Origin of the sequence: Promicromonospora thailandica, from assembly GCF_024171955.1 — a bacterium.
GTDB lineage: Bacteria > Actinomycetota > Actinomycetes > Actinomycetales > Cellulomonadaceae > Promicromonospora > Promicromonospora thailandica.
The window spans coordinates 268,031-294,441 of record NZ_JAMTCS010000008.1 but is presented as its reverse complement, the minus strand read 5'-3'; the positions used below and the strand labels follow the sequence as shown (position 1 = coordinate 294,441).

Annotated in this window: 23 protein-coding genes and 1 tRNA gene; 7 read left to right on the top strand and 17 right to left on the bottom strand. The window is 72.7% G+C overall.

Annotation, left to right across the window (positions count from 1 at the left end):
- Together APR03_RS14945 and APR03_RS14940 are read left to right on the top strand one after the other, a co-directional pair.
- On the top strand, nucleotides 1-1,935 hold a 1,935-nt coding region (locus tag APR03_RS14945), incomplete at its 5' end, for a polymorphic toxin-type HINT domain-containing protein (RefSeq protein ID WP_253836845.1).
- An 11-nt stretch (nucleotides 1,936-1,946) separates the two neighbouring features.
- Nucleotides 1,947-2,480, top strand: coding sequence for a hypothetical protein (locus APR03_RS14940; RefSeq protein WP_253836844.1), 534 nt, complete (start codon nucleotides 1,947-1,949; stop codon nucleotides 2,478-2,480).
- Between the two features lie 62 nt (nucleotides 2,481-2,542).
- Here the strand turns inward: APR03_RS14940 and APR03_RS14935 are convergent, their stop codons facing one another.
- Nucleotides 2,543-3,187, bottom strand: a complete 645-nt coding sequence (locus APR03_RS14935; RefSeq protein ID WP_253836843.1) for a hypothetical protein — start codon at nucleotides 3,185-3,187, stop codon at nucleotides 2,543-2,545.
- A gap of 67 nt (nucleotides 3,188-3,254) precedes the next feature.
- Nucleotides 3,255-3,557, bottom strand: a complete 303-nt coding sequence (locus APR03_RS14930; RefSeq protein WP_253836842.1) for a hypothetical protein — start codon at nucleotides 3,555-3,557, stop codon at nucleotides 3,255-3,257.
- Between the two features lie 146 nt (nucleotides 3,558-3,703).
- On the opposite strand from APR03_RS14930, the gene APR03_RS14925 reads away from it, so the two are divergent.
- Together APR03_RS14925 and dinB are read left to right on the top strand one after the other, a co-directional pair.
- The gene (locus APR03_RS14925) at nucleotides 3,704-6,250 is read left to right on the top strand and encodes a DUF1963 domain-containing protein (protein WP_253836840.1); all 2,547 of its coding nucleotides are present in this window, start codon (nucleotides 3,704-3,706) and stop codon (nucleotides 6,248-6,250) included.
- A 47-nt stretch (nucleotides 6,251-6,297) separates the two neighbouring features.
- The gene (gene dinB / locus APR03_RS14920) at nucleotides 6,298-7,554 is read left to right on the top strand and encodes a DNA polymerase IV (protein WP_253836838.1); all 1,257 of its coding nucleotides are present in this window, start codon (nucleotides 6,298-6,300) and stop codon (nucleotides 7,552-7,554) included.
- A gap of 7 nt (nucleotides 7,555-7,561) precedes the next feature.
- On the opposite strand, the gene recQ is transcribed toward dinB, so the two are convergent.
- Nucleotides 7,562-9,433, bottom strand: coding sequence for a DNA helicase RecQ (recQ, locus tag APR03_RS14915; protein ID WP_253836836.1), 1,872 nt, complete (start codon nucleotides 9,431-9,433; stop codon nucleotides 7,562-7,564).
- A 99-nt stretch (nucleotides 9,434-9,532) separates the two neighbouring features.
- Complete coding sequence (locus APR03_RS14910) at nucleotides 9,533-10,696, bottom strand: aminotransferase class I/II-fold pyridoxal phosphate-dependent enzyme (RefSeq protein ID WP_253836834.1); 1,164 nt, start codon at nucleotides 10,694-10,696, stop codon at nucleotides 9,533-9,535.
- Between the two features lie 251 nt (nucleotides 10,697-10,947).
- On the opposite strand from APR03_RS14910, the gene APR03_RS14905 reads away from it, so the two are divergent.
- A tRNA-Leu gene (locus tag APR03_RS14905) sits at nucleotides 10,948-11,035 on the top strand.
- A gap of 119 nt (nucleotides 11,036-11,154) precedes the next feature.
- Here APR03_RS14905 and APR03_RS14900 read toward each other — a convergent pair.
- The gene (locus tag APR03_RS14900; RefSeq protein WP_253836832.1) at nucleotides 11,155-12,387 is read right to left on the bottom strand and encodes an NsdA family TPR-like regulatory protein; all 1,233 of its coding nucleotides are present in this window, start codon (nucleotides 12,385-12,387) and stop codon (nucleotides 11,155-11,157) included.
- 104 nt (nucleotides 12,388-12,491) lie between these two features.
- Here APR03_RS14900 and APR03_RS14895 point away from each other — a divergent pair, with 104 nt between their 5' ends.
- On the top strand, nucleotides 12,492-13,274 hold the full coding sequence (locus APR03_RS14895; protein WP_253836830.1) for an HAD family hydrolase: 783 nt from the start codon (nucleotides 12,492-12,494) through the stop codon (nucleotides 13,272-13,274).
- On the opposite strand, the gene APR03_RS14890 is transcribed toward APR03_RS14895, so the two are convergent.
- Nucleotides 13,271-13,561, bottom strand: a complete 291-nt coding sequence (locus APR03_RS14890; RefSeq protein WP_253836828.1) for a hypothetical protein — start codon at nucleotides 13,559-13,561, stop codon at nucleotides 13,271-13,273. The two genes, APR03_RS14895 and APR03_RS14890, sit on opposite strands and share 4 nt — an antisense overlap.
- 75 nt (nucleotides 13,562-13,636) lie before the next feature.
- Here APR03_RS14890 and APR03_RS14885 point away from each other — a divergent pair, with 75 nt between their 5' ends.
- Nucleotides 13,637-13,975: a hypothetical protein gene (locus APR03_RS14885; RefSeq protein ID WP_253836826.1), complete on the top strand. Its 339-nt coding sequence runs from the start codon at nucleotides 13,637-13,639 to the stop codon at nucleotides 13,973-13,975.
- A gap of 121 nt (nucleotides 13,976-14,096) precedes the next feature.
- On the opposite strand, the gene APR03_RS14880 is transcribed toward APR03_RS14885, so the two are convergent.
- From APR03_RS14880 to APR03_RS14830, 11 genes are all read right to left on the bottom strand, one after another.
- Nucleotides 14,097-14,393 (bottom strand): hypothetical protein, encoded by a 297-nt coding sequence (locus APR03_RS14880; protein ID WP_253836824.1) that lies wholly within the window; start codon nucleotides 14,391-14,393, stop codon nucleotides 14,097-14,099.
- Nucleotides 14,390-15,196 (bottom strand): hypothetical protein, encoded by an 807-nt coding sequence (locus APR03_RS14875; protein WP_253836822.1) that lies wholly within the window; start codon nucleotides 15,194-15,196, stop codon nucleotides 14,390-14,392. Before APR03_RS14875 ends, APR03_RS14880 begins: the two co-directional genes overlap by 4 nt.
- Complete coding sequence (locus APR03_RS14870; protein ID WP_253836820.1) at nucleotides 15,196-15,564, bottom strand: phage tail fiber protein; 369 nt, start codon at nucleotides 15,562-15,564, stop codon at nucleotides 15,196-15,198. The genes APR03_RS14875 and APR03_RS14870 overlap by 1 nt, the downstream gene beginning before the upstream one ends.
- Nucleotide 15,565: 1 nt before the next feature.
- Nucleotides 15,566-15,934, bottom strand: coding sequence for a hypothetical protein (locus tag APR03_RS14865; RefSeq protein ID WP_253836817.1), 369 nt, complete (start codon nucleotides 15,932-15,934; stop codon nucleotides 15,566-15,568).
- Between the two features lie 3 nt (nucleotides 15,935-15,937).
- Nucleotides 15,938-16,732 (bottom strand): N-acetylmuramoyl-L-alanine amidase, encoded by a 795-nt coding sequence (locus APR03_RS14860; protein ID WP_253836815.1) that lies wholly within the window; start codon nucleotides 16,730-16,732, stop codon nucleotides 15,938-15,940.
- Nucleotides 16,733-16,736: 4 nt separating this feature from the next.
- Nucleotides 16,737-17,030, bottom strand: a complete 294-nt coding sequence (locus APR03_RS14855; RefSeq protein ID WP_253836813.1) for a hypothetical protein — start codon at nucleotides 17,028-17,030, stop codon at nucleotides 16,737-16,739.
- Nucleotides 17,027-17,431: a hypothetical protein gene (locus APR03_RS14850; RefSeq protein ID WP_253836811.1), complete on the bottom strand. Its 405-nt coding sequence runs from the start codon at nucleotides 17,429-17,431 to the stop codon at nucleotides 17,027-17,029. The genes APR03_RS14855 and APR03_RS14850 overlap by 4 nt, the downstream gene beginning before the upstream one ends.
- Nucleotides 17,432-17,435: 4 nt before the next feature.
- Nucleotides 17,436-17,612: a hypothetical protein gene (locus APR03_RS14845; protein ID WP_253836809.1), complete on the bottom strand. Its 177-nt coding sequence runs from the start codon at nucleotides 17,610-17,612 to the stop codon at nucleotides 17,436-17,438.
- 110 nt (nucleotides 17,613-17,722) lie between these two features.
- Nucleotides 17,723-21,469 (bottom strand): phage tail protein, encoded by a 3,747-nt coding sequence (locus tag APR03_RS14840; protein WP_253836807.1) that lies wholly within the window; start codon nucleotides 21,467-21,469, stop codon nucleotides 17,723-17,725.
- An 11-nt stretch (nucleotides 21,470-21,480) separates the two neighbouring features.
- Nucleotides 21,481-22,308, bottom strand: a complete 828-nt coding sequence (locus APR03_RS14835; RefSeq protein ID WP_253836805.1) for a hypothetical protein — start codon at nucleotides 22,306-22,308, stop codon at nucleotides 21,481-21,483.
- Nucleotides 22,308-26,411 (bottom strand): phage tail tape measure protein, encoded by a 4,104-nt coding sequence (locus APR03_RS14830; protein WP_253836803.1) that lies wholly within the window; start codon nucleotides 26,409-26,411, stop codon nucleotides 22,308-22,310. Before APR03_RS14830 ends, APR03_RS14835 begins: the two co-directional genes overlap by 1 nt.

The window sequence follows — 26,411 nt, the reverse complement described above, 5'->3', positions numbered from 1 at the left end:
GTGCTTGCCGGTGGGCAGGAGTACCAGGAGGTGGCGCGTTCGATCGACAACGCTGCAGGGGCGATGAGTCGGTTGGATGTGGCTGGGACGGTGTCCAAGGCGGTGGATGCGTTGATGGGTGCCAAGGAGGACACCATCAGTGATATCCGTAAGGCGCACTCGCGGTATGTGGCTGCGGGTGACGCGTTGGTGGGGTATGCGGGGGCGTTGGAGCGGGTGCAGGGGGAGACTCTGGCGGCGTTGGATCGTGCCCGGGATGCGCAGGATCAGGCCCAGTCGGCGTCGGGGTCGCGCCAGCGGTGGCAGGAGCTGGCTGATTCGGCGAGGGACGAGGCGCAGAAGCAGGAGTATGAGAGCAAGGCGCGTCAGGCCGGTGATGATGCTGATCAGGCGGCGGGTGTGATCGCGGGGGCGAAGTCCACGATCGAGTCTGCGGTGTCGGACCGGGACCGGGCTGCGGGGGCGGCCATGGATCGGATCGAGGAGATTACCTCGTCGGATGATTTGAATGATGGGTGGTGGGATGACTGGGGTTCGAAGCTGGTGGCTGCGATTGCTGATATCGCGGACATGATCTCGACGATCGCGGGGATCTTGGCGATCGTGGTGGCGTTTATCCCGGTGGTGGGTCAGGCGTTGGCGGGTGTGTTGATCGTGATCGCTGCGGTGGCGGCGATCGTGTCGGCGGTTGCGAATATCACTCTTGCTGCGACGGGTGAGCGGTCGTGGGCGGAGGCGGGGATCGCGATCGCGGGTGCGGCGTTGTCTCTGATCGGTCTGGGTGGTGCCGCCAAGGCCGCGATGGGGCTGTCCAAGACGATCGCGAAGGCGGGCGGGTTCCGGCAGGCGTTGGGCAAGGGGTGGTGCAAGTTCGGGTTCGGGAAGTGTTTCGTGGCCGGGACGTTGGTGCATACCCCGGATGGTCCCCGCCGGATCGAGGACATCCGGGTGGGGGACAAGGTCTGGGCGCATGACCTGGTCACCGGGCGTGATGAGCTGCAGGTGGTGGTCGAGACCTTCGTGCGCTCGACCGGCGAGCTGTTCCACCTGACCATCGGCGGGCAGCGGGTCTCTACCACTGCGGAGCACCCGTTCTGGGTCCAGGGCCGTGGGTGGGTGGACGCGGCGTTCCTGCGCGAGGGTGACCTGCTGGTCACCTCCGCGGGGGCCACCACCCCGGTCCAGGGCATCCAGATCGAGCAGCGTGCCGAGCAGGACGTCGAGACGGTCTACAACTTCCACGTCCAGACCCACTCGAACTACTACGTCTACGCCGGCACCACCCCCGTCCTGGTCCACAACGCGGGACACACCGGAGGCATCAAGCTCCCGATCACGCGCAAGGCCGGGGCTCAACGGCCGCGGGGCGACGTGGCCCGCACCGAGGGCAAGGCGACGTACCGGACCGAGAAGGTCGAGTTCGACGGCAAGACGATCGAGCGCCCCTCGGGTGTCAGCACCACTCTCGAGCCGCCCGTCAGCGGCCGCACCGGCGTCCCGGAGCGCATCAAGCCGCTGGGCTACGAGGGTGCGGCGGGCGGCCACAACAAGGGCCACCTGCTCGGGGCGCAGCTCGGCGGTGACACGACGAACAGCATCGACCAGAACTTCGTGACACAGTTCAGGGACTCGAACGACCCCTGGCAGAAGGCGATGGAGAACGAGGTCAAGCGTGTCGTCAACAAGGGAGACCAGACCGTCTCCTACGAGGTGACGCCCGTCTTCGAGGCCGACCCCAAGACGCTGAGCGACGTGGAGATCCCGAAGGAGATCCACGTCAGGGGTGAGGGCAGCGGGGGCTACCAGCTCGACGTCATCCTCAAGAACGAGGCGGACCTCGACCTCTACCGTGATGCCGTGAAGGCCGGGCTGCTGCCCGACGTCAACGGGGTCCGGTTCGGGGAGAGTCCGGTGAACATCCCACGAGGCAGGTGAGCGCGAGAAACATGAACACCGATCTGGAACAGCTGGTCATCCTGGGCAACCTGGAGCCGAGAGACGGCTTCGACTGGGAGCGCGCGCAGCGCGAGCTCGAGATGGTCGTCCCGCAGGACTTCCGCGAGCTGGTGGACGCGGGTGGTGCGGGCGTCTGGTTCGACCACATCGCCCTCTACGCACCCGACCCGCGGTACAAGAACCAGAACCTGCTGCGCTCGCTCGGCAGGTTCGGCGACCTCGAGCAGTTCTGGGAGGACGGGGACGAGATCCCGCCGGAGGACCTCCCGGCGGGGGCACGCCTGATCGCCTGGGCGGACACGCCCGCGGGCGACGTCCTGTACTGGGCGGTCGAGCAGGGCGTGAGTCCGGAGGACTACCCGATCTACGTCGGCCACCCCGACGGCGAGGAATGGCGCCGGTTCGACCTGCGGACCACCGAGCTGCTCGCGGGGATCGCCCGCGGCGAGCTGTCGAACCCGCTGTTCTCGGAGGACGCCTACCTGAAGCGGGACACGCCGTACCAGCCGTACACCTTCGTGTGACGGCGGCGGCGCAGGGCCGGAGGTGTGCGCCTCCGGCCCTGCGCCGTACGTGTCGACGGGCGTCAGCCCGCGGTGTGCTCCGCGACGTCACGCACCCAGGCCGGGCCCTCGGGCCGGAAGCCCACGCCGCGCAGGTATGCCGCGTCGCCGTGCGCGGCGTCGGGCACGACGACGCGCGCGAACCCCTTCGCCGCGAAGATCCCGCTGCGCCGGTACACGAACTCGCCGGGCGTGAGGTCGCGGAACCGCTTGGACACCCAGTCGAGCTCGACCACGGCGGAGCCGTCCCCGCCGTCGCGCACCTCGACGACGCCCACGGTCTCGTCGCCCCGCTGGACCAGGAACGCCGACCGTTCCTCGCCCGGCTCGGGCAGCGCCACGAACCGTGGCGCGAAGGTCGCGATGTCCGCCGCGTGGGTGCGCAGCACGTGCAGCAGGTACGCGTCGTCGGGGGCCACCTCGACCACCTCGTAGACGGCGGCGTCGTGGCGTTCGCGGTTCAGCCGCCACAGCCAGTAGATGTTGATGAGGCTGATCGCGGCGTTCATGGCGACGAAGGGCCAGATGCCGAGGATCGCGTTGTACGTGGTCGCGACGAGCGAGCCGATGAGGTTGAGCCAGCGGAAGCGCAGCACGCGCGCCTGCGTGAGGGACAGCACGACGAGGGCCGAACCGAGCCACCCGCCGATCTCGAGCCAGGGGAACATGCCCCGACCCTAGGCGACCACGGCCGCCGGGGCCGTCAGGGTGGTCCGGGCCGTCACGGGGGAGCAGTCACCAGGACCAGCCGCGCGCGCTGAGCTCCAGCTCCTCCCGGAGCCGTTCGCCCGCGCCGGCGTGCCCACCCGCGCGCAGCGGGGTCGCCTCGGCCGGCAGGTCGGCCAGCCGGCAGGCCTCGCGCAGCAGCGCGTCGTAGGCGCTCTGCACGGCGAGCCAGTGGTGGGCGCGCGCGTACAGGTCGGTGTCCTCCTCGATCCGGCGCAGCTCGGTCGCGAGCTCGCCCAGGCGGATCTGCAGCCGGAGGGTGGCCAGAGGGTCGGGTGCGGGCTTGCGCCGCGCCAGGAAGGGCCAGGTCATGTCATACGCCGCCACGTCGTCGTCGCGGACCCGAGGCCCGGTCCCCGCGTCGAGGCCCTGGTCCCGGAGGCTGTCCCTTCCAGGGTAGGGGCGGGCCCGCCCGGTGGCCACGGGGGCGTGTCAGAGGGTGTCCATAGACTCCCGATATGCACACATTCGAGGGTGAAAGGGCTGGTCAGGACGTCGCCGACGGCGCCATGCCGGGCTGGCCGGACGCGGTACGGGACTGTCTCGCGCCGCTCAAGGTGTCCGAGGTCTACGACGCCGTGGTCGACCACGTGCTGCAGGCTGCCGGACCGGAGGTCCTGGACCTGCTGCGCGATCGGCCTCGCGGCGCGCAGGTGGTGGCTGAGCCGGGCGGTTACCACCCGCCCGACCTGGCGGAGGCCGTCGCCGCAGCGCATCCCGGCTGGACCCGGCGGAGCGCCGACGCCGCCCGGCGGACGGTCTACCGGTCCGCGCCGGCCGACGTGCTCGCCCGGCTCGGCCAGGTGACGCACGCGGCGTCCGGCCGGGCCGCGGACGGCGGCGAGCCGTCCTGGCTGCTGGTGCTCACCGACGACGTCGTGCGGCTGAGCCGCTCCACGGACGCGCCCGGCGCGTCGGACGTGCGGCAGCGGTGGACCGCGGACCTGGTCGAGGAGGTCGCCGTCGCGGGCGGGGTGCCGGCCGGTTCCGCGGCCCGGTTCACGCTGTCGGCCCTGCTGTACGTGGAGCCAGGCCGGTCGATGCGCGGCCGCGACGTGCTGCTGGACGGCGACGCAGGGGCCGCGTTCCTCGCCCGGCACGCCGACGTGCTCGCGGACGTCGTCACGGGGCTGCCGTTCTTCGCCCGGAGGGATGCCGCCGTCCGCTGCGCGCACAGCCCGCAGGCGCACGTGGACCTCCTCGGGCGGCTCGCGGTGGACGTCGACGGAGGCGTGCGGGCGCAGGCGCTGACCGCGCTGTCCGGTCTGGACGGTGCCCGCCAGGTCGAGGTGCTGCGCCCCCACCTGCGGACCGCCCCGGCCGACCGGCTGCCCGACGCCGTCGCCCGGCTGACCGACCTCGACGGCGGCGTCGAGGCGGTCGAGGAGACGCTGACCGGGACGGGGGTGGACGCCGAGGCACCGGACCCGGACCGGGAGCGGCTGCTGCGCCGGGCCGTCGTCCGCGTGCGGGAGCTGCGCCCGGCGGGCGGTGTCGTGGGGCCGACGACCGCGGCGGTGGCCGTGCCCCCGGTCGCGCCGCCCTCGGACCCGGACCTGGCGCGGGAGCTGGACGCCCTGGTGGCGCTGCCGCCGGGCAGCGGACGGGACGCGGACCGCGCCTGGCAGGCGGCCGGGGACCGGCTGTCGGCCCTGCCCGACGTGCGGGCCCTGCGGGACGCGCGCCGCGCCGCCGGAGCGTCGGACGCGGACCGGTGGACGGCCGAGCTGCTGGTCACCCGGATCGGCCACGGGGGCCGGAAGATCGGCGCCCTCCTGACGCCCGCGGACGCCGAACGCTGGTGGCCGCTGTTTGCCGAGCGTCTGGACCTCGCCGACGAGTATCTCGACGGGCCGGACGGGAAGCGGCACCCGGACGAGGACGCCGTGGACGCCACGGCGATGATCCTGATGGTCCTGGAGCGGTTCCCGGCGGCGCCCGAACCCCTCGTCCCGCGTCTGACGGCGCTCGCCCTGGGGGCGAGCCGCCACCGGCTTGCCGCCCGCCGGGTGCTCCGCGACCATCCGGTCGCCCTGACCGCGGCGCGTGCCGCGTGGGCGGGCGAGGACGCGACGGCGCGGTCGTCGGCCGCCGAGTGGCTCGCCGGCCTGGGCGAGCCAGGGGTCGCGGCGCCCGCCCCGGGCTGGGAGTTCGGCGGGGACGCGCTGCCCGCCGCGATCCGGCAGCTGCCCGCCGACGCGCTGGGGGTGCTGGACCGGTTCCGCGAGCAGGCGCTCGACGAGGGCGTCCCGGCCGACGACGTCGACCGCTGGCTCGGGCTCGCGCGACCCGCGCTCCGCACCGCGCCCGGCGGCGACGGCCCGGTCGTCGGCCGGCTCGGCACCCCGCTGCTGCTGCCGCCGGACGCGCCCACCCCCGCCGCGGGGTACGGCCCCGTCCGGTCGGGCGACCAGCAGCTCGTCGTCACGCTCGACCTCGCGACGCTGCCGCCGGGCGCGACCGACCTGCCGCTGCCACCGGACGGTCACCTGCTCCTGTTCGCGAACGTCGAGCTGGAGGACGAGCTGGTGGCCGGCGGCGCCGTGCACGTGCCCGCGGGCACGCCGGTCGAGGAGCGCGTCGTCGCCCCCGACTACGAGCCCTACGGGTACGCCTCCCCGGCGGCGCTCGACGAGGCGCTGCGGCGCAGCGGCGACCTCCGCCTCGTCCCCGCGGTGTCCCTGCCCACGTGCTCGCTCGACCCCGAGGCCGACGACGAGCACCCCTTCGCCGAGACGCTGCAGGAGATCTGGTCCGACCTCACCGAGGACGGCGGCGAGTGGCAGGTCGGCGGCCACGCCGACGACTTCGACGGGTACGGCGACCCCGCCCGCCGCTCCGCCGACCACGGCTCCGGCGAGCACGACACCCGCCCGGAGGACTGGGTGCTCCTGGCGCAGTGGTACGGGGTGCCGATGGGCCTGCTGTACTGGACCATCACCCGCCAGGACCTGCGGGAACGGCGTTTCGACCGGGTCGTCGTGCAGATGTACGCCAATCCCTGACCGACGGCAGCATCCTACTCGAACAGGCGTTCGAGTAGGATGCTGTCATGTCCGCACCCGGCGCCACGATCCTGCACGCCGACCTGGACGCGTTCTACGCGTCGGTCGAGCAGCTGCTGGACCCCGCGCTGCGCGGGCTGCCGGTCGCCGTCGGCGGCGGGCCGCGCGGGGGAGTCGTGCTCGCGGCCTCCTACGAGGCCAAGGCCCGCGGGGTGCAGGGCGGGATGCCGGGCTGGCGCGCGGTGCGGCTCTGCCCCGACCTCGTGTTCGTGCGCGGCCACTTCGGGGAGTACCAGCGGCTGGGCGACGCGGTGATGGGCGTCCTGGCCGACGTCACGCCGGTGGTCGAACGGATCTCGATCGACGAGGCGTTCCTCGACGTGTCCGGGGCGACGCACCTGTTCGGCCCGCCCGCCGCGATCGGGGCGCGGATCCGGGAGCGCGTCCGTGCCGAGGTGGGGCTGCCCATCTCGGTGGGCGCCGCGCGGACCAAGCACCTCGCGAAGATCGCCTCCCAGGTGGCCAAGCCCGACGGCCTGGTCGTCGTCGACCCCGGCGCCGAGCGGGCCTTCCTCGACCCGCTGCCGGTCGGCCTCATCTGGGGTGTGGGGCCCGTGAACGAGCAGCGCCTGGCCGACCTCGGCATCCGCACGATCGGGGAGCTGGCGCGCACGCCCTCGTCCGCGGTCGAGCACATCCTGGGGCACGCCGTCGGGTACAAGCTCAGCGCCATGGCGCAGGACGAGGACCCGCGCCGCGTCGTCACCAGCCGCCGCGCCCGTTCCGTGGGCGCGCAGTCGGCCCTGAGCCGCCGCACCCCCGAGCCCGACGACGTCCGGGCCGTGCTGGCGCACCTGGCCGACCGGGTGTCCCGCCGGCTGCGCGCCAAGGGGCGGGCGGGGCGCACCGTGACGGTCGCGGTCCGGTGCGCGGGCATGCACCGGTCCACACGCTCCCTCACGCTGCCGGTGCCGGTCTCCGCCACCCTGACGCTCACCGAGGTCGCGGTGCGGCTGGCCTGGTCCGCCATCGACGACGCCGCACCGTGCGAGATCACCCTGCTCGGCGTCTCCGTCTCGAACATCGCCGACCAGTCGGCCGTCCAGCTCGAGCTCGACCTCCAGCCGCCCGACCCGTGGCGGCCCGGCTCGGCGCCCGGGGCTGCCCGCAGCGCCGTCGACGAGTCGATGGACGCGATCCGGACGCGGTTCGGCACGGACGCCGTCGGCTACCTCCCCGTGGTGCTGCGCCGCGGCGGCGCCGTCCCCGACGAGTTCCGCGAGCTCGCCGAGCACGACCTGTGAGGTGCGGTCACCCCGTCGCGTGCAGCGCCGCCAGGATCCCCTCGCCGTACCGCTCCAGCTTCGCCTGCCCGACGCCGCTGATCCCGCTCAGCGCGGCCACGTCCGCGGGGCGCTCGGTCGCGACCGCCCGCAGCGTCGCGTCGTGGAACACCACGTAGGCGGGCACACCCTGCTCCTTGGCGGCCGCCGCCCGCCAGGCGCGCAGCCGCTCGAAGACCGCCAGGTCGTCGTCCGACAGCGCCGCCGCCTCGGGACGTGGCCCGGCCGACCGCGCGGGACGGCGCGCGCCGCCCTGCGGACGCGGGTCGTGCCGCATCCGCACCTCCCGCCGCCGGCCCAGCACGTCCCCGCTCGCCTCCGTGAGCAGCAGCGTGCCGTGGTTCGCGTCGACCTCCAGCAGTCCTTGCGCCAGGAGCTGGCGCGCGACCGACCGCCACTCGCCGTCCGACAGGTCCTCGCCCACGCCGAACACCGTCAGCTCGTCGTGCCTCCACTGCGTGATCTTGGGCGTCGCGCGACCCCGCAGGATGTCCACCACGTGCCCGACGCCGAAGCGCTGGTTGCGTTCCCGGTCGAGCCGGTACACCGCGGACAGGAGCTTCTGGGCAGGCACGGTGCCGTCCCAGGCCTGGGGCGGGTTCTGGCACGTGTCGCAGGCGCCGCACGCTCCCTGGTGCTCCTGGCCGAAGTAGCGCAGGAGCTGGGCGCGGCGGCACTCGACGGTCTCGCAGAGCGCGAGCATCGCGTCGAGGTGCGCCGAGAGCCGGCGCCGGTGGGCCAGGTCGCCGTCGGACTCGGCGATCATCTTGCGCTGCTGCACCACGTCGGCCAGCCCGTAGGCGAGCCACGCCGTCGACGGCAGGCCGTCCCGCCCCGCGCGGCCCGTCTCCTGGTAGTAGCCCTCCACGGACTTGGGCAGGTCGAGGTGGGCGACGAACCGGACGTCCGGCTTGTCGATGCCCATGCCGAACGCGATGGTCGCGACCATGACCACGCCCTCCTCGCGCAGGAAGGTCGCCTGGTTCGCGGCGCGCACGGCCGGCGGCAGGCCCGCGTGGTACGGCAGCGCCCGGAACCCCTGCTCCGAGAGCTGCTGCGCGGTCTTCTCGACCGATGCCCGCGACAGGCAGTACACGATGCCCGCGTCGCCCGGGTGCTCCGTGCGCAGCAGGTCCACGAGCTGCCGGAACGGGTTGTCCTTGGGCACCACCCGGTAGGTGATGTTCGGCCGGTCGAAGCTGGCCACGAAGTGCCGGGCCTCGGTCAGGCCCAGGCGCGTGGCGATCTCGTCGTGCGTGTGCCGGGTCGCGGTCGCGGTGAGCGCGATGCGGGGGACGCCCGGCCATCGCTCGGCCAGCTCGCCCAGCCGCAGGTAGTCCGGCCGGAAGTCGTGCCCCCACTGGGACACGCAGTGCGCCTCGTCGATGGCGAACAGCGCGATGGTGCCCTCGTCGAGCAGCCGCGCCGTGGCCGGGACGCCGAGCCGCTCCGGCGCGAGGTAGAGCAGGTCGAGCTCGCCCGACCGGTACGCCCGCTCGACCTCACGCCGCTCGTCCGGGTTCTGCGTGGAGTTGAGGAACCCGGCGCGCACGCCGAGCGCCGCCAGGGCGTCCACCTGGTCCTGCATGAGCGCGATGAGCGGCGAGACGACCACGCCCGTGCCGTGCCGCACGAGCGCCGGGATCTGGTAGCACAGCGACTTGCCGCCGCCCGTCGGCATCAGCACCAGGGCGTCGCCGCCGCGGGCCACGGTCTCGATGATCTCCTGCTGGTCGCCCCGGAACGAGTCGTACCCGAAGACGTCACGGAGCACGTCCAGGGGGGTGGGCGCCACGTCGAGCGCGGCGGCGGCCGGGGTGGTGCCGTCCGGGAGCGTCATGGCGGCCAGTGTGCCAGCAACCACCGACAGTCGCGGCGAGGCCCGGCCGCCGGCCGTGCTGTCAGGGGCTGGCAGTGGCTGGCTGTCAGTGGCTGGCTGTCAGGGGGCGAGCTCCCGCAGGGCCGGCAGCGCCCGCTCCAGCATGTCGCCGGTGGCCGTGAGGCTGATCCGGAAGTGCCCCGGCCGGGCGAACACCGTGCCCGGCAGCACGTGCACCCCGCGCCGGGCGAGCGCGCCCGTGAACGCCGCGGCGTCGCCGCCCGGTGCGGCGCCCCACAGGTAGAACGTGCCCTCGGGCACCGTCAGGTCGTACCCGGCCGCGCCCAGGGCGCCCACCATCAGGTCCCGCCGGCGCGCCAGCTCGGCCACGTCGATCGACACCGTCTCCAGGGCCGGCGCCGAGTACTGCATCACCGCGTCCGGGAACCCCCAGCCCAGGCCCATCTGCAGCGGCAGCAGCGCGGCGCGCAGCTCCGCGCGCTCGGTGTCCGGGACCCGGGGCGACAGGGCGAGGTAGCCCAGCCGCTGGCCCGGCGCCAGCAGCACCTTGCCGTAGCTGTAGTCCACCAGGGTCCACGGGTAGCACTCGGCAGGGCTCGTGAAGCCGATGCCGTCGAACCGGATCCGGCGGTACGGCTCGTCCGACAGCAGCCAGATCCGGCGCCCCGATCGCGCGGAGGCCGCCTCCAGCACCTCGCCGAGCTCGGTGAGGCGGTCGCGGCCGTACACGCGGCCGGTCGGGTTCGCGGGCGAGTTCACGACGACGACGCGGGTGCGCGGCGTGATCGCCCGCGCGACCGCCTCGACGTCCAGGTCGAACGTGTCCTCCGTGAGCGACGCCCGCACGGGCACCAGGTCCGCCGCCCGGAGCATCGGCGCGTAGAACCAGCCGGGCTCCGGCACCACCACCTCGTCACCGGCGTCGGCCACCAGCCGCAGCGCGACGGCGATCGCCCCGAAGGCCCCCTGCGTCATCGCGACGTCCTCCGGCGCGAAGGGCAGCCCCAGCTCGGCGCGCAGGCCCGCCGCCACGGCCTCCTGCGCCGGCGCCAGGCTCGACTTGTAGGCGAACCAGTCCGCGGACCGTGGCTCCACGTTGGTCCGCAGCGCGTCCACCAGCGCGGGCAACGGCATCTCGTGCGGGTCGCCGAACGTCAGGTCGACGACGTCGGGCTGCCCGTCCAGCGCCCGCAGCGACAGGAAGAACGACGTGACGGGCTCGATCGCCTCCTGCGCCGCCTGCGCCCGTCGAGACAGGGACATGCCGTGCTCCTCCCGTGCGATCCGGCCGCCCCCTGCGCTCCTCATGATGCCCCCGGACCGCAGCGCGCGACATCACGGGGCGGCACGATCGCCCGCGGATCAGGCCCGGGGCCGCGGCGGTGTCGGAGGCGCGGAACGGCCCCTGGGTCGAGCGGCCCAGGTCACACGCTTTTCGATTCGGAGCCGACCGCTCTTGCGTGCTATGTTTTTCCACGCACCGGGAGGGCGGAAACGCCCCGAACGGTCCACCTGTCCGGGTGGCGGAATGGCAGACGCGCTAGCTTGAGGTGCTAGTGCCCTTTATCGGGCGTGGGGGTTCAAGTCCCCCTCCGGACACCACCTCTGACCTGCGGAAACGCAAGGTCGGAGCCGCCAGGTACGCACCCCGTGTACGCACGGTCCCCTGGAGGCAGCACACGAAGGCCCCCGCCAGACTAGGCGGGGGCCTTCGTGCGTACTCAGCGGCCGAGGTCTGCCAGGGCGTCGGTGTACTCGCGAGCGCGCGGGTCGTCGGTCATCTTGGCCCGATCGAACTCGCGCGCGAGCTCGTGGGCGACCAGGGTCAGGCTCGGCGCGGAGCGGCGGTCGCCCTCCAGGGCGCGCAGCCCGTAGTCCAACGCGGCGTCGGCGTCGCCGGCGCGGGCTGCCGCCACGGCGAGCGTGATCCGGGCCTCGGCGTTGCGCATCGGGCTGCGCTCGGCGCCGTCGGGCCGTACGCCGGCGCGCAGCACCTCGTCCGCGTACAGCGTGGCCAGGTCGTCGCGGCCCACGTTCCGGTAGACGTCCATCTCGTAGTAGTGCCACTTCGCCGGGTCCACCACGAAGTGGTCGTCGGGGTTGGCCGGCATCGGCAGCGCCTCCAGGACCGCGCGGCCGCGCTCCAGGCTCAGCTCCACCTGCCGGCCGTTGCCCAGACGCGCCCACGCCTTGGCCGCCTGCGCGGCCAGCTGCGCGCTGACGCCGCGAGCGCCGGCGACCTCCAGGCCGTGCTCGGCCGCGGCCACGACGCGGTGCAGGTCGCCGGAGGTGAGGGCGAACCAGGCGGCCATCTCGTGGCCCCACCCGGCGACGTCGTGGTCGTCGACCTCGTGGGCCAGGTCGAGGGCGTAGCGGCGGGTGGACTCCGCGGCGGCGTGCTGGCCGGCGTCGTACTCCACGCAGCCGACCAGGAGCGCCAGGCGGCCGGACAGCGACAGGAGGTCGCGGTGCTGGCGGAACGAGAGCCGCTGGTCCAGCAGGCGGGTGATGCGACCGAGCCAGGTCAGGCCCTCCGCGCGCAGCTCGCTCGTGGCGCGGTACCGGTACTCCGTGCACAGGCGCTCGACGGTGACAGCGACGGCGGTCACGGTGGCGTCGCTGATCGTGGAGCGCTGCAGCCGGGCCACCAGCTCGGCGGTGTCCATCCCGGCCTCGGCGAGCAGTGCGGTGTCGCCCGCCGGGGCGGCGGGCGGGAACAGGTCGTCGGTGACCGTGCCCAGGGACGCGGCGATGTGCGGCGCCCACACGCTCGGGCGGGTGCGGCCGGCCTCCCACTCCTTCCACTGCCGCACCAGCGACTCGGCCGACGGCGGCGCCTTGCCGGTGGTGCGCGCGTAGACCGCCTGCAGGTTCGCCACGGCGCGCGCCTGCGACCAGCCGCGTGCCTCACGCTCGCGCCGCAGCCGGTCCGCCCAGGATGGCCGTTCGCTCATGACCTCATGTTGCCCCAGGGGAGGTACGGGGAGCCAGAGGGGAGGTGAACATCTCCCCACCTCTCACCTGGTGCTCCACCTGGCGGTGAAGAATTCTTCCCTGCATGAGAACTACCGCGCCGGTCCTGATCGCGTCCGACATCGACGGCACCCTGCTGCGCACCGGCCAGTTGCCGAGCGCCGAGGTGCGGGCGGCCGCGAGCGCCGTGCGGGCCGCTGGCCACCACCTGGTGCTGTCCACCGGGCGGTCGCTGGTCGGCGCGCTGCCGGTCGCGCTGGCGCTCGGGCTGGACGACGCGTGGATCGTGGCGAGCAACGGCGCCGTCACCGCTCGGCTGGTCGGGGACCGCTACCAGGTGACCGAGCAGCACGACGTCGACGCCGAGGCCGTCGTGCGCGTCGCCGTGGCGGCCGCGCCCGGGGTCCGGGTCGCGGCCGAGATGGTCGGGGACGGGTACCGGGTCAACACCGCGTTCCCAGAGCACGAGCTGAACGGCGCGCAGCACCGCGTCGTCGGGCTCGAGCAGCTGTGGCAGCACCCCACGCCGCGCGTGGCCCTGCACGGCCCAGAGGCCTACCGCCTCGTGTGGCCTCTGCGTGCCCTCGGGCTGACGGCCATTGCCACCCGCACGGACTGGGTCGACGTCACCGCGCCGGAGATCTCGAAGGCCTCGGCGCTGGAGAAGATCCGCACCGGGCTCGGCGTCGAGCTCGACGGCACCGTGGCGATCGGCGACAGCGAGAACGACGTCGAGATGCTCGGCTGGGCCGCGCACGGCTGGGCCATGGGGCACGCGCCCGCGTTCGTCATCGCCGCGGCCGACCACGTCACCGGCTCGATCGACGACGACGGCGCCGTCGGCGCTCTGCTGTCGGTGCTCGCCTAGTCCCGCCGGCGCACGTCGGAGACGTGCAGCCACACACCGTGCGTCAGCCGGCGGTCGTCGAGCACCTCGACCAGCACCAGGCGCCGCGGGGCCCAGGCGTAGGCGAGCGTGTCGCGGTACTCCTCGCCGTCGATCTCCCACACGATCCGCGCGGTGACCAGCACCCGGCAGTCGCGCTGCAGGCCCCGGCGCGGGATCTCGCGCTCGTTCAGCACCGCCTGCCAGCGCGCGCGGTGCGCGTCCCACCCGTGCAGCGAACCGTCGTGATGCGTCGGGCCGAACTCCATACCCCCAGTGTGCATGACGCATCGAACAGGCGTTCCAGCGAGCATGGTCGAAGCCGGGATGAGACGCTGGTCAGCATGGCTGAGCATCGAAAGTTCATGAGGTTCCTCGTCGACCTCGAAATCGAAGTCACCGACCCGACAGCGGCGGCCGCCTACACGATGGACTTCCGCAGGGACGACGAGGGCAACATCGCCATGGCGCCGTACCCGACCGTGGAGGACCAGATGCAGGGCACGCTGTCTCGCGTTCTCAGCGCCGCCCTGGTCCAGGGCGGCGCGGAGGCGGGCTTCAAGTACCTGAGCGCCAGCGTGCTGCCGCGGTTTCTCGCCGAGGGCGGGGAGAAGTACACGCAGGTCACGCTCCCCGAGATGCCCGCGCGACGCGACGACGGGACGTTCCCCGACATCGACTAGGACGGATGCGAGCCTGGCACCACGAACGGCCCCCCACCGCACGAGGCGGTGGGGGGGCCGTTGCTTCGAACATCCTGGGCGATGTCGGGACCAGGTTACCCGGAGGGTCTGACACTCAGGGCTACGGGCGGTCCTTCACGGTCAGCGGCAGCGAGCCTGCCTTCGCGTCAGGGTAGGTGACCCGCTTCCCGTCACGGGTCACACCCAGCACGACGCCGTAGAAGCCGACGGCGAGCGTCCCGGTGAGGACGTGGGTCACGACGTCGCCCACCGCGGTGCACTCCAGCGCGACCGCGGGGCCGCCCGAGAGCGGAGTCGCGGTCAACTCCAGGTCGGCGCCGTCCAGGTCGACGACGCCCTCGGTCGAGGTGACCCGCCAAGACACCGGGAACTGGTCGCCCTCCCACACGCTCGTCATAGCGCCTCCATCCCTCGTCGTGGTGTCGTGTCGCTCATGCCCCGACCAGGGGTGAGCGGGATCAGCGTCCCGGAGTCAGGCAGCGGCGGCAGGGCGCCGGCCACCGTCACCGCGCCGAACGCGCCCGAGGTCGCGAGCACCATGCCCGCGACGCGACGCCGAGCTGTGACCGCGCCGGCCGCTCCAGCCACTGCCGCGGCCGCCCCGTCCACGCCTCGGCGCGCGGTCACGCTGCCGAGGGCGGCCGACGACGCCGGGACGAGGCCGGAGACCTCGTGGACGGTCCCGGCGTCCGGATCATCGGTCACCAGGATGTCCAGGCCGTAGTGCGCGGCCGTGCGCGTCGTGATGTCCGACCCGATCCGGTAGGCCGCCCGGCCCTGGATGCCCGACTCGGCGAGGTACAGGTCCGCGCCGTCGGACGCCTGGGTGAACCCCGGGTCTGGCGGCTCGCCGAACACGTACCCGCTCACGGCGTCCGCGCTGATCCACGCGACGGTGACCGGCGCCAGCTCGACCGGCGCCCACCGGGCCTCGACCCAGCCCTCCGCGACGTCGGCCACGCCCGAGGCGACGAGCGCCGTGGACAGGTCCACGAGCGTCTCGTACGCCGCCGTGCGCAGGCCCAAGGTCACCTGCTCCGGCAGCGGGGCGCCGGCGGGCACGTACAGGCGCCCGCCGACGACCCACCACGTCGTCGCCGTCGAGTAGAACGCATTCGCCGTGACGATCGGGCCGCCGTTGTCGAACCCTGACAGCGGCCACGGCGGCGGGCTCGACCCGAAGACGCTGTGCTCGGCCATCAGGTCAGCGTCACGGCCAGGGCGCCCACGGCCGCGCGCAGCTGGTCGCCGACCACGACCGCGCGGGGAGCCGCGAGCGCCGTCCAGTCGGTGCGCTGCGTTCCGCCGGAGGACGCGGAGAACACGGCGAAGTGGGTGACCGTGCCGTCGGCCGTCGCCGCGGCGGTCAGCAGCTCGACGCCGTTCGCCTTCACCGACGGGTCGGCCAGTGTCGCGCCCGCCCACCCGGTGGCGCCGACGGCGGTCCGGGCGAGCCCGGCGAACTCCGTCGCGCCGCCCGCGGACCAGGCGATCCAGTCCGCGGCGCCGGAGGTGGGGAACCGGGCGTTCAGGGTGGCCTGGGCCTCGGCCGGTGTCAGCCCGGCCACGTCAGCGGCCCTCGGTGGCGCGCACGTCCTCGATCAGGCGGCGCTCGGCGGGGGTCAGCTGGGTGATGGTGTGGACGCCGTCGCTCGAGACGGGAGCGTAGGTGGGCATCTTGGCCGAGCCGAGGACCAGGCGGGTGAGCCAGTCCGGGATGTACGGCTCCAGCTTGCGCCAGCCGAGGTACCAGGCGGCGAGCACGAGCGTGACGACGCCGGTGGTGAAGGCCGTCGACGTCGGGTCGATGTTCAGGAGTTCGAGCACGTCGAGCACCCACCCGGCGTGCACGGCCAGCCACGCCAGGACGGTCCCGATGACGGCGGACCAGACGGTGGGTACCACGGTGCGGAGCCAGGAAGCGACGAGGTCTGACATGGTTCAGACCCCCAGCTTCTGGGCGATCTTCGGGAGCTGGGCCACGGCCCACTTGAGCGCGGACCGGAAGGTGTACTTCGCGGCCTTGCCCGTCTTCTTGTCGGTCCAGGGCATCTCGACCTGCAGGCCGTGGAACTGGTCGTGCAGGTCGCGGACCTTGTCGAGCAGCTCGTGCTGCTCCTTGTCGGTCAGGTCAGACATGAATCCGTCCTCCTTCTTGGGCGGGGTCGGGTCGAGCTCCTCGCGGACCATCGCGAGGAAGCGGGTCCAGGGGAAGTTGGCCCCTGGGTCGGTGCGGCGGCCGGGGTCGGTCTCGCCGTGGCCGGTGAAGCCCGGCTTCTTGGCGCGGGCGGCGTCGCCGCTGATGTGCGCGATGGGCACGTCGATGCCGAACTCGGTCTTGAAGTCGCGCACGGCGTCGGCGGCCGCGCGGGCCGCGTTGCGCAGCACCTTGGTGACGTAGTCGGCGGGGTACTTCGTCCAGTCCCCGGCCTCGACGGCCATGCTGATCCCGACCGACCACGGGTTGGTCTTCGTGCAGTGCCACGTCTCGTAGCCCAGCGGCGCCATCTTGATGATGCTGTCGGCGTCCACGAGGCGGTGGTAGGCGCCGTAGTCGCCGCGCGTGGTGCAGTACCGGGCTACGCTCTCGGCGCCGAGATCCGCGCCGATCTGGTCGGCGACGTTCTCGGCGGTGTGGATGATGATGGTGCCGGTCGGCTTGTTGCCGCCGCGGCGTACCTTGCCGTACTGCTGCACCCGGTTCGGGTGGTCCAGCAGGTAGAAGCCGGTGGCCATGGGGTCAACCTCCAGTGGTTCGCGCCCGCTGCGGGCGGTCGGGGATGTCGATGCCGCGCACCGCGAGGGCGCGCTCCAGGACGCGGGTGTAGGCCCGCTCGTCGTCCCGGTCGGCCTCGGCCTGGTCGCGCTCGTTCTCGGCGCGGGTGCGTTCGGTGACCAGCCGCTCCCAGAGCTGGTTCTCTGTCTCGCGGCGCACCTTGCGGCCGCCGGCGAAGTAGTTCAGGAGCGCCGTGAGGCCGCTGCCGCCCACCGCGATGGTGGCCAGCGCGGTGAGCAGCGCCTCGGTTGTGGTCATGCAGGACCTCCGTCGTCGAGGCGGTGGAGCAGACGTCGGCGACGAATGTCAGCGAGGATCTGGAGCAGCAGGCGGATCCACTGCCGCACCAGCGCGGCCACGAAGGCGAAGACCATCCACCAGACCACGTTCGCCGGGCCGGCGTCGATGAGGACGAGGGCCATGAGCAGCGCCGAGGCGAGCGGCACGAGCGCGACCGACTCGACTTCCCAGCGGCCGGTGATCGCGCCGAGTACGCACGGGATCGAGGAGGCCAGGATCACCCAGCCCACCAGGCTGATCCCCGGCTCCTCGCGGATGAAGACCGCCAGCAGGCCCATGCAGACGCACGCGGCGTACTGCAGCGCCAGGACGGTCCGGTCGAGCACCTTCGCCCACGGCGGGGTCTCCAGGTAGGGCACGGGCTCACCCCTCCGGGTCGGGGGTGGGTGTGACCTGGCGGACCCAGTCGCCTCGCTCGGACGCCTGCACCGTCCAGCCCAGGGGCACCAGGACGACCTGGAGCTCGTCGAGCGCGGCCTGCGTGGCGGCGAGACGGTCGGCCCGAGTTCCCCCGTCGACCCCGATGGTCCCGGACAGCATCAACCTCTGCCCGGATTCGTGTTCGGGGGCCGCCAGACTGACTACGAAGTCCCCGTTCTCGACTATCTCAGGAACCGTAATTGCCATGTGCGTTCCTTTTCTCAGAATGGTCAGTTAGCCGTTATCCACGTGCCAGTACCGCGAACGACCCCGTTGGTGTCGGTCCCGTACCAGTTCAGGACGAGTTCCCCGGTCGGAAGCGCTCGACCGAATATGCGCACGGGATTTCCAGAGTTCAGGTCCATAGCAATTGGCGCCTCTTGAATGGGGCGGTAAATGCTCGGAAGCATGAAGATCGTGGTATTGGTGGCAACTTCCAGGGGTTTGTTAAACACCATCATTACCCCGGCCATATCTCCCCGACGCCACACCGTGCAGGCGGTCGCGGTCACGCCGCCGATCAGAACCATGGCCTGGCTCGCGTTGCGGGAGTCGGTGACGTTCCCTGCCCCGTCGACCTGGAGAGAGCCCCACCAGCCCGACCCGTCGCCACGCACGTCGAGGATCCGGCGGGTCGCGTCTCCGGGCATCGTCCGCTGAGACAGCAGCCGGGCCGGTGACGCGCCGGGGAAGTTCGAGGTGGTCGGCGGCGCGGTGCCAGAGGTGGTCAGCAGGGTCGAGCGGTCCCGCACGAGCACGTTGTAGGCGCCGGACTCCTGGAGCACGAGGCCGGCGCCGTCCACGCCCGGCGCCGTGCCGGTCTTCCCGTAGAGGCGCCACTGGTTGGGGTCGTCGGTGCCACCCGCGTACGGCACCGGCACCGGCTGGATCCGTACCCACGAGCGCTTCTTCGGGTTGAAGGTTCGGACTGCGCCGATCTTCGTCTCGTGCAGCCCGCCGGTGACCTGCCCGTCGTAGAACGTCTGGGCCAGGTGCCAGGTGTCCAGGCTCGGATCGGTCCACGTCAGCGACGAGTGGCGGTACAGCCGGCCGTCCTGACCGAAGGTGCGCCAGCGCGACGAGGTGGGGTCCCAGAAGCCGCCCGACTTCGAGACCGGTGGTTCCCAGCTGTTCGCCGCTTCATACGCCCCGGTGGAGGAGTACACCCGCATCGATGACGTGCCGAGGTAGCTCACCACGAACTTCGGCACGCCCAGGTCCAGCGTGCCCCGGTAGAACACGTACGGGCTGGCGGATCCGGACGGCGCGCCCGAGGAGACGATCTCCTCGGCCACGGTGACCGGGGTGGTGTTCGTCGTCACGCGACGGAACCGTGGGCCTGCGGCGAACGACTCGGCCACCCAGATGTTGTTGCCGTCCATCGTGAGCATCGGCTCGCGCAGCGTGTTGCCGGGCAGGTACTCGCGCTGGGCCAGCGCCGCTGTGGAGCCGCGGGAGTAGTCCCAGATCCACCACTTGTCGTTCCAGGAGTACATGATCCGGAACTCGCCGTCGGCACCCACCATGACCGAGGTGACGTGCCACGACGCGGGCAGGTCCCACACGAGCGGGTTGCCGCCGCTGGTCACGAGGGTCCCGTTCGGGTTGTAGTACCAGACGCGAGCGCCGCCGCCGGAGACACGCTGGAGCAGGTGGTAGCAGCTCAGCCCGGGGTTCCACGAGGCGTGCACGACGGCGGACGGGTCCAGCGCGAAGGTGCCCAGCGCGCCGGTGACCGGGGTGCGGGTGGTGGCGAACCACTCCCAGAAGCTGGACACGTTCGGTGACGTGATCGGCGCGGCGACCTGCTCGGCCAGCGAGATGACAGAGTCCTTGGCGAACTCGTTGAGCGTGCTGAAGAACTGGGCGCCCTGCCGGACCGTCAGCCCTTCGGCCTCGATCCGGCCACGGAACTCCGGGTCCTGCTCGGGGTCGGTCGGAAGGTTGACCCAGCGGTCCTCGTCTGCGGTGTAGAGCTGGATGCCCTCCTGGCCGATCTCCACGCGCTGGCCGGTCTCGGCGGGGCTGACGATCCGGGAGATGAGCGCGAGGACGCCCGCGAGCTTGTCGCCGGTCACGACGCCCGCCTGGAGGGCATTGGTCGTGACGGACTCGGCTTCCAGGTCGGGGCCGGTGACGCCCTGCACCAGGATCGGGTCCGACGGGTCGGACCAGGCACCCTCGTTCCCGGAGGTATCGACGGCGCGCAATCGGGCAGTGCGCATCTCGCCCAGGGGCTGGTTCTCGACGGGCAGCGACCCGGCCGCCGTCAGCCGGCCGACGACGGTCGTGGGGGTGACCGTGTCGTCGAGGGCCACCTCGACGTGGTGGAAGTCGTCCTCCATCGGGCCCCCGACGTTCGTCAGGCCGTCCCAGGTGACGGTCACCGTGCCCAGCCGGGACGCGATCGTCGGGGTGGACGGTGCCGTCGGGGCCGTCACGTCGCCCGTGATCGGCACGGTCACAGTGCCTGACCACGCCGACGGGTTGACGGTGCGTGCGCCGACGGCGCGCACCCGCACGGTCACGCTGTCGCCCGGCGTCAGGGCTGGGATGTCGGCGGAGAGCTCGGGCGTGACGGTCGTCTGCCAGTCGCCCGGGACGCCGGTGCTGGCGGGCGTGACGCGCCACTGCAGTTCATAGGTCGCGACCGTCAGCGCGCCGTCGTCGGTCGCCGTCGTGACCGCATCCCACGAGGCGGTGACCACGCCGCGAGGGATCCCGGCGTCGAAGTACAGCCCGGCGACGGCGTCCAGGCCTGTGGGCGTGGACGGGACGCGGGAGGCCTCCGGGTCGGTGTTCGCCGGCGGGCCGGACGGGGAGACCTGGCCACCGGTGGTGAGCGCCGCGAGGTTCCGGGCGCGTCGCAGGTCGGCGTCCAGGAGTCGGTCGTTGAGCACCAGCGACCCGGACCACGACCCGTCAGAGGCCATGGTCAGGTTGATGTCCTGCGTGCGCAGCTTCTCCGGCGCGCCGCCGGCGCCCGGTGCCGTGATCCAGGCGCCGGACTCGAAGTCGACCAACGGCCACGGGGTCTCGTCGGTGACGGTGAAGTCGCGGGTGTACTGGCCGCGCGGCCGGCCGGTGTGCTCCAGCTCGGCCTGCCCGACGGTGACCGCCGCGCTCTCGTCGGCCACAGACCCGATCTGAAGGTACCCCTGCCACACGCCCCACGGAGATGGTGTGCTGGGCTCGGTCACCTGGACGCGCCCGCCGGCGTCGGTGGCCACCAGCAGGCGGCCCACCATGCCCTCCAGCGTCTCCTCCTCGGGGGCGTTCACCAGCCACGCCAGGTCGACGTTCACGCCGTCGGGGCCGGACAGGTCCGGGGACAGCACGGGGGAGTCGGCGCCCCAGGCGTACAGACCGCGCGCCTGGGTACGCCAGTCCAGGGCACCGGCCTGCACCAGGGTGTCCAGGACGGTCGCGAGCGTCGTGCCCTCGTCGAACGCGATGTTCTCCAGCACGGGCCACGGGTTACCCGCCGAGTCGTTCACGGCGTCGAAGACCGGCGTCAGCGGCACCCCGTCCAGCACGGCGTTCTCGGCCAGCAGCGTGAGCAGGATGAACCCCGCGGTCTTGCCCTCGAACCCGCGCTTGCCGGCCTGCTTGTGCTCCGGTCCGTAGAACGGTCCGGTCAGGATCCGGGCCACACCGAGGAGCCAGCCGTACGACGGCAGCGTGAGCGTGACCGTCCCGGACTGATCCTTGCGGTCACGGTTGCGCTTGATCGCCAGGAACCGGCACCCGCGCGGCTCCACCCACGCCCCGGACCGGTCCTGCACCTCCAGGGCCACCTCGAGCCCGGAGCCCAGTGCCCGCTCGACCAGCGCGCCGCCCGAGGCCAGCGTGTTGTAGGTGAGCGTCAGCGCGCCCCGGTCGTTGTGCGGGGCAGCGATGGACGCGGCCGCCGGAGTGGGCAGGAAGCCGGCCGCAGCGCCGGCAGGCTCGTAGGCACGCAGGCGAGCAGCGAACACGTGATCTCCCCTCAGAGGTAGGACGGCTGGGCGCGGACAGCGAGCGCCGTGGTGGCGTCGAAGCCGGTCCCGGTGACGGTGAGCTTCACGCGGCGGTCGGCGGGGTCGGCGCCCTCCATGGCTGGCCACGCCTGGAGCGGGCCGGGGCCGGGGTAGTCGAGCTGGCCGGTGACGTTGCTGCCGCCGGAGGCCCAGGCGGTGGCGCTGGTGCTGCGGCGGGCGGTCAGGGTCGCGGCGTGCAGGAAGAGGTAGTCGGTGGCCGCGAGCGCCGGCCCGGCCCAGGACAGGCCGGTCCCGGTGACGACGTCGACCACGTGGACGCTGGTGGCGGCGCCGCGGATGCGTAGCACGGCGTCCGGGACGGGGCCGGTGGACCCGGCGAGGGTGGCCACGGTGACGGTGGCGCCGTCGGTGACGACGACGGGCGCGGAGTCCGCGCTCGCGCCGCGCATGAAGACGCCGGGCACGGCGAGGCTCACGGTGAAGAACGCGCCGACGTCGGGCACGAACTCTCCGGGGCTGAGGGAGACGAACTGGGCGGGCGCGGAGGTGACCAGGCCGCCGGAGTAGCGCCCCAGGGTGAGAGCCGGGTGGGCGAGGATGCCGAGGAGCTCGTTGGCGAGTGCCTCCAGGTCGGCCTGGTTGCCCTCGCACAGCAGCTCCAGGGTGACGGTCGGCTCGTCGAAGACGGGCGGCCGGCCGGTGACGGTCACGCCGTGGCGTCCTGGCAGGGTCAGGACGTCACGGCGGACCGTGACCGGCGGGCGCCACAGCGACCCGCCCTGGATGCGCCACCGGACGGTGTCGATACCGGACAGCGACCAGCCGATGTCGGCCATCACACCCCCAGTGCTGCGGCGTGGTTGAGCGCCTTGTTCGTCGTGACCGAGGACGGCTCGGCCAGCGGGTGGACGTTGGTGACGTTGACGACGACGGTGCGGGTCGGTTGCGTCATCGCGTACTTCGTCTGGCGCGCGGTGAGCATGTACCCGTTGTCACGGGGCATGTGCAGCTCGGGGCCCTCCTCACCGACGAGGTAGGCGCGGCCGGCCGCGGTCGGGCCGCCGACCGCGCGGGCCTTGATCCCGAGGGCCTTGGCGAGCTCGCGGCCGAGCACCTTGCTCCAGTTCTCGATCCGCTTGTCGATCGCCTTGGCCTGCGCCTCGGCGGCCTCGACCGCCTGCTGCGCCTCGTAGAGGCCCTGGCCGCCGCCGACTGAGCGCGCCACGGAGGCGCCCGCCCAGCCGCCAAACTTCTCGATGTCGGCGTACGAGGTGTTCAGGGACTGCAGCGCGGGAAGGTCCGCCAGCAGCGCCTCCGCGATCGGCACGCCCTGCTCGACGCCGTACGCAGCCACCTCCTGCAGGACCGCGGCGGAGGCGCCCTTCTTGCGCAGCTGCTCGATCAGGTCCGCGAAGCGGCGCGCCTTGGACGCGTACGACTTCGCCGAGGCCGCGAGCGCCTTGGCGGTCGGGGTGCCCTGGGCGCCCGACCACGGGTCGACGGCGCCCTCGACGCCGGCCAGGCTGAACCCGCTCGTCACGGTGTTCTGGACCGACTCCTGTACGGCCTTGAGCTTCTCGTACCGCTCGACGGCGCGGGCTGCCTTGAGGTCGATCTTCTCGGCCTGCTTGTACAGGCTGGTCAGTGCCTTCTCTGCGTTGCCCGCGACGGCCCGCAGCCGCTCGCGCCGCCACGCGCCGACGTCACCGGACCCTGCCAGGTCGCGCAGCTGGTCGGTGATGGACAGCGCGCCGGACAGGCCGCCGGTCACGCTGGAGCGGATCTCGCCGCGCCGCAGCTGGGTGGCGACGTCGACCCTCTCCGAGTTGAGCCTCTCGCGTCGGGCCCGGGCGTCCTGCAGGGCCTTCTCGGCCTTGTCGAGGCGCTTCTCGGCAGCGTTGACCAGCCGCTCCGCGTCCCGCTCGGCGCGGGCCGCGACCCGGTCGTCGCGCTCCGTCTCCGTCCGCTGTGCGCGACGCTCCATCGCCGCGGCCGACGCGGCCGCCTGCCGGGCACGCTTCATCTGCGCGCGGGCTCGTTCGAGCTCGCGCGCCGCCGAGGACACCTGACGGGTGGCGGCGCCGACCTCGCCGCCGGCGGCGAGCCCGGCCAGGCCCTGCAGCACCTCGCGGGGGATCGCGCGGGCGTTGATCGCGGACATGAGGCCGTCGCCGTAGTAGTCGGCGGCGCCCTCGTTCACGACCCACTCACGCGAGCGGACCAGCACCCGGGGCATGCCCGAGCCGTCGACCCCGACGAGGTTGTCCTGCATCGTGTTGGCCGGCGGGGTGCCAGGCAGCCGACCACCGGTCGGGAACCCGGTGAGCATCGGCCCGCCGGTCGCGAGCGCCGCCTGCCCGTACTGCTTGATCGCTACGCCGGCCGTGACGACCTTGCCGTCGATCCGGTTCAGCGTGCTGTCGATCGACGACAGGCGCGCGAGCGCGTCGGTCGTGCCGGTCACCGCGACACTGGTGCGGATGTTCTTCGGGATCAGGCCGAGCTGGTCGGCCAGCTCTCGAGCCTCGGTCTTGCTGGCGCCCATCGCCTGCGCGGTCTTGATGAAGCGGTCGCGCGTGGTCTCCATGACCCCGCGCAGCTCCTTCTGCGAGGCGCCGTTGGCCTGCATCGACTCGATGACGTCGAGGCCGGCCGACGCGATCCCGTCCAGGGCGGCCTGGTTCGCGCGGCCCTTGGCCGTGGTGACGTCGAGGGTCGCCCCGTTCTCCTCCAGGGCCTTGCGGGCGTCGTCGTAGGCAGCCTCCATGCCACGCTGCGCGTCGCGCAGGGACAGTGCCTGCCCTGACGCGTCGAGCATCGCCTTGAAGTTCTCCTCCAGGGCCGCGGTCTGCTCCTGCACCGTGGTCGTGGTGTTGGTGAACTCCTCGGCCGCGCCGGCCTGCTCGTTCTCGACCTGGGCGAGCGCCTCCGCGTAGGCGGGCATCAGCTCCTTGAGCTGCTCGACGCTGTAGCCCTGCTCCTCCGCGGCGGCGGCGATGTCGTCGAAGATCTGCGCGGCCTCGGCCGAGCGGCCGGAGTCCACCAGCTGCGCGAGCGCGAGTCCCACGGTCTTGAACTGGTCGGCGGTCTGGGCGACCTGGGAGGACACCCCGGTCCAGCCGAGCGCCGCGTCCGCCGTGCGCTCGATCCAGCTGTCGAACCCGCCGCCGAGCAGGAGGTCAAGCGCCGAGTCGAGGTCGGTGACCGAGCTGGAGATGCCCGAGAACGCCGCGTTGACGTCGGTCCCGTTCAGCGACAACAGCGCGGAGAGGGTCTGCTCGACGCCGAGCGCGGCCGGCTCGGCGCTGGCGGCGATCGAGTCGAGGATCTGCACGGCTGCGGCCGCGGCGGCCAGCGCGCCGGCGCCCTTCGAGATGCCCTGCAGCGCGGGGCCGACCTTCTTGAGCTTGCCCGTGGTGGTGTCGGAGATGACGCCCAGGTCGCGCAGCGAGTTGACCATCTCCACGGCGCGCGGGTACGCGAGGAGGAACCCGCCACCGACGATGCCGACCGTGGCCGCGAGCCCGCCGAGCACACCGACAGCGGTCTGCACCGGGGCCGGCATGGACGCGAACCCGGCGACCAGGTCCGAGACCGAGGTGGCCGTGTCGGACAGGACCGGCAGGAACGTCTCACCGATGCCGATGGCGGCATCGATGATCGTGTTCTTCGCGATCTGGAGTTTCGCCTCGGTGGTGTCGTACCGCTTGTTCGCCTCGTCCAGGAGCGCGGTGTTCTCGTCCCACGCCGTGTTTGCGAGCTCCAGGGAGTTGGTCAGCAGGTCGCCCGCGCCCTTGAGCTGGAGCAGCACCCGCACGTCCTCGGTGCTCTTGAAGCCGAGGTCGGACAGCGTGCTGATCACGTTGCCGCCGGACGCCTCGACGCGGTTCAGGCCGTTGGTCACCAGGCCCAGGGCCGCGATCGGGTCGCGCCCGAAGGCGGCGGCGAAGTCGGCCGCGCTCATGCCCGCGACGGACGCGAACTCCTGCAGCTCGGCGCCGCCGGACTGCACGACGGAGTACAGCTTCGTCAGCACCCGGGAGGCGACACCGCCACCAAGCTCGGCCTCGATGCCCATGGACGCCAGGGAGGACGCGAGCGCCAGCGTGTCAGCGCTGGAAGCCCCGATCAGCGCCGCCGAGCCGGAGATGCGCTGCGCGGTCCGCAGGATCTGCGACTCCGTGGAGGCGCCGTCGTTGCCGAGCGCGACGAGCGTGGCACCGAAGCGCTGCACGCCGTCGCCGCTCTTGAGCATCGCCGGGTCGATCACGGTCGCCATCTGGGCGATGGACGTGGCCGCCTCCTCGGCGGTCAGGTCCGTGGTCTCCCCGAGGTCGACCATCGTCTTCGTGAACGAGGTGACCTGGCCGGCCGAGACGCCCAGCTGACCCGCGGCCTCGGCCACGCCCGCGATCTCGCCGTGCGTGGCCGGAAGAGTGCGCGCCAGACCGCGCAGCCCGCCCTCAACCTGGGCGAGCTGCGCGGGGGTTGCGTCAACGGTCTTGAGGACGCCGGTCCACGCCGACTCCCACGACACGGCGGCCTTTGCCGAGATGGCCAGGCCGGCCGCGATGGCGCCGCCGGAGGCGAGCATGACCGTGCCGGTCATGGTCATGACCTTGTGGGTGCGCTCGATCTGCTCCTGGATCTCGCGCTGGGCCTTCTCGTGCGCCTCGGCCGACGCTCGGGCGGCGGCCTCCTCGCGAGCCTGGTTCTCGCGCAGCGCCGCGGTGTGCGCCAGATAGACCTGACGCTCCTTGCGCTCGTTCTCCGCGAGCGCCTCGGCGTGAGCCTTCTGCAGGGCTCGCCACTTCCGCTCGGCGATCTCCTGCTGACGCAGCATCTGCTTCGTCTGCCAGGTGACCTGCTGGGAGCCCTTCTCGTACTTCGAGGGGTCCATGCCGACGCGGACGTTGACGTCGCGGGGGTTAGCGCTCAC

Bases quoted from the DNA above. Each gene is read 5' to 3' on its own strand.
- APR03_RS14940 (WP_253836844.1), top strand. From the start codon at position 1,947: ATGAACACCGATCTGGAACAGCTGGTCATCCTGGGCAACCTGGAGCCG.
- APR03_RS14935 (WP_253836843.1), bottom strand. From the start codon at position 3,187: ATGTTCCCCTGGCTCGAGATCGGCGGGTGGCTCGGTTCGGCCCTCGTC.
- APR03_RS14930 (WP_253836842.1), bottom strand. From the start codon at position 3,557: ATGACCTGGCCCTTCCTGGCGCGGCGCAAGCCCGCACCCGACCCTCTG.
- APR03_RS14925 (WP_253836840.1), top strand. From the start codon at position 3,704: ATGCACACATTCGAGGGTGAAAGGGCTGGTCAGGACGTCGCCGACGGC.
- dinB (WP_253836838.1), top strand. From the start codon at position 6,298: ATGTCCGCACCCGGCGCCACGATCCTGCACGCCGACCTGGACGCGTTC.
- recQ (WP_253836836.1), bottom strand. From the start codon at position 9,433: ATGACGCTCCCGGACGGCACCACCCCGGCCGCCGCCGCGCTCGACGTG.
- APR03_RS14910 (WP_253836834.1), bottom strand. From the start codon at position 10,696: ATGTCCCTGTCTCGACGGGCGCAGGCGGCGCAGGAGGCGATCGAGCCC.
- APR03_RS14900 (WP_253836832.1), bottom strand. From the start codon at position 12,387: ATGAGCGAACGGCCATCCTGGGCGGACCGGCTGCGGCGCGAGCGTGAG.
- APR03_RS14895 (WP_253836830.1), top strand. From the start codon at position 12,492: ATGAGAACTACCGCGCCGGTCCTGATCGCGTCCGACATCGACGGCACC.
- APR03_RS14890 (WP_253836828.1), bottom strand. From the start codon at position 13,561: ATGGAGTTCGGCCCGACGCATCACGACGGTTCGCTGCACGGGTGGGAC.
- APR03_RS14885 (WP_253836826.1), top strand. From the start codon at position 13,637: ATGGCTGAGCATCGAAAGTTCATGAGGTTCCTCGTCGACCTCGAAATC.
- APR03_RS14880 (WP_253836824.1), bottom strand. From the start codon at position 14,393: ATGACGAGCGTGTGGGAGGGCGACCAGTTCCCGGTGTCTTGGCGGGTC.
- APR03_RS14875 (WP_253836822.1), bottom strand. From the start codon at position 15,196: ATGGCCGAGCACAGCGTCTTCGGGTCGAGCCCGCCGCCGTGGCCGCTG.
- APR03_RS14865 (WP_253836817.1), bottom strand. From the start codon at position 15,934: ATGTCAGACCTCGTCGCTTCCTGGCTCCGCACCGTGGTACCCACCGTC.
- APR03_RS14860 (WP_253836815.1), bottom strand. From the start codon at position 16,732: ATGGCCACCGGCTTCTACCTGCTGGACCACCCGAACCGGGTGCAGCAG.
- APR03_RS14855 (WP_253836813.1), bottom strand. From the start codon at position 17,030: ATGACCACAACCGAGGCGCTGCTCACCGCGCTGGCCACCATCGCGGTG.
- APR03_RS14845 (WP_253836809.1), bottom strand. From the start codon at position 17,612: ATGCTGTCCGGGACCATCGGGGTCGACGGGGGAACTCGGGCCGACCGT.
- APR03_RS14835 (WP_253836805.1), bottom strand. From the start codon at position 22,308: ATGGCCGACATCGGCTGGTCGCTGTCCGGTATCGACACCGTCCGGTGG.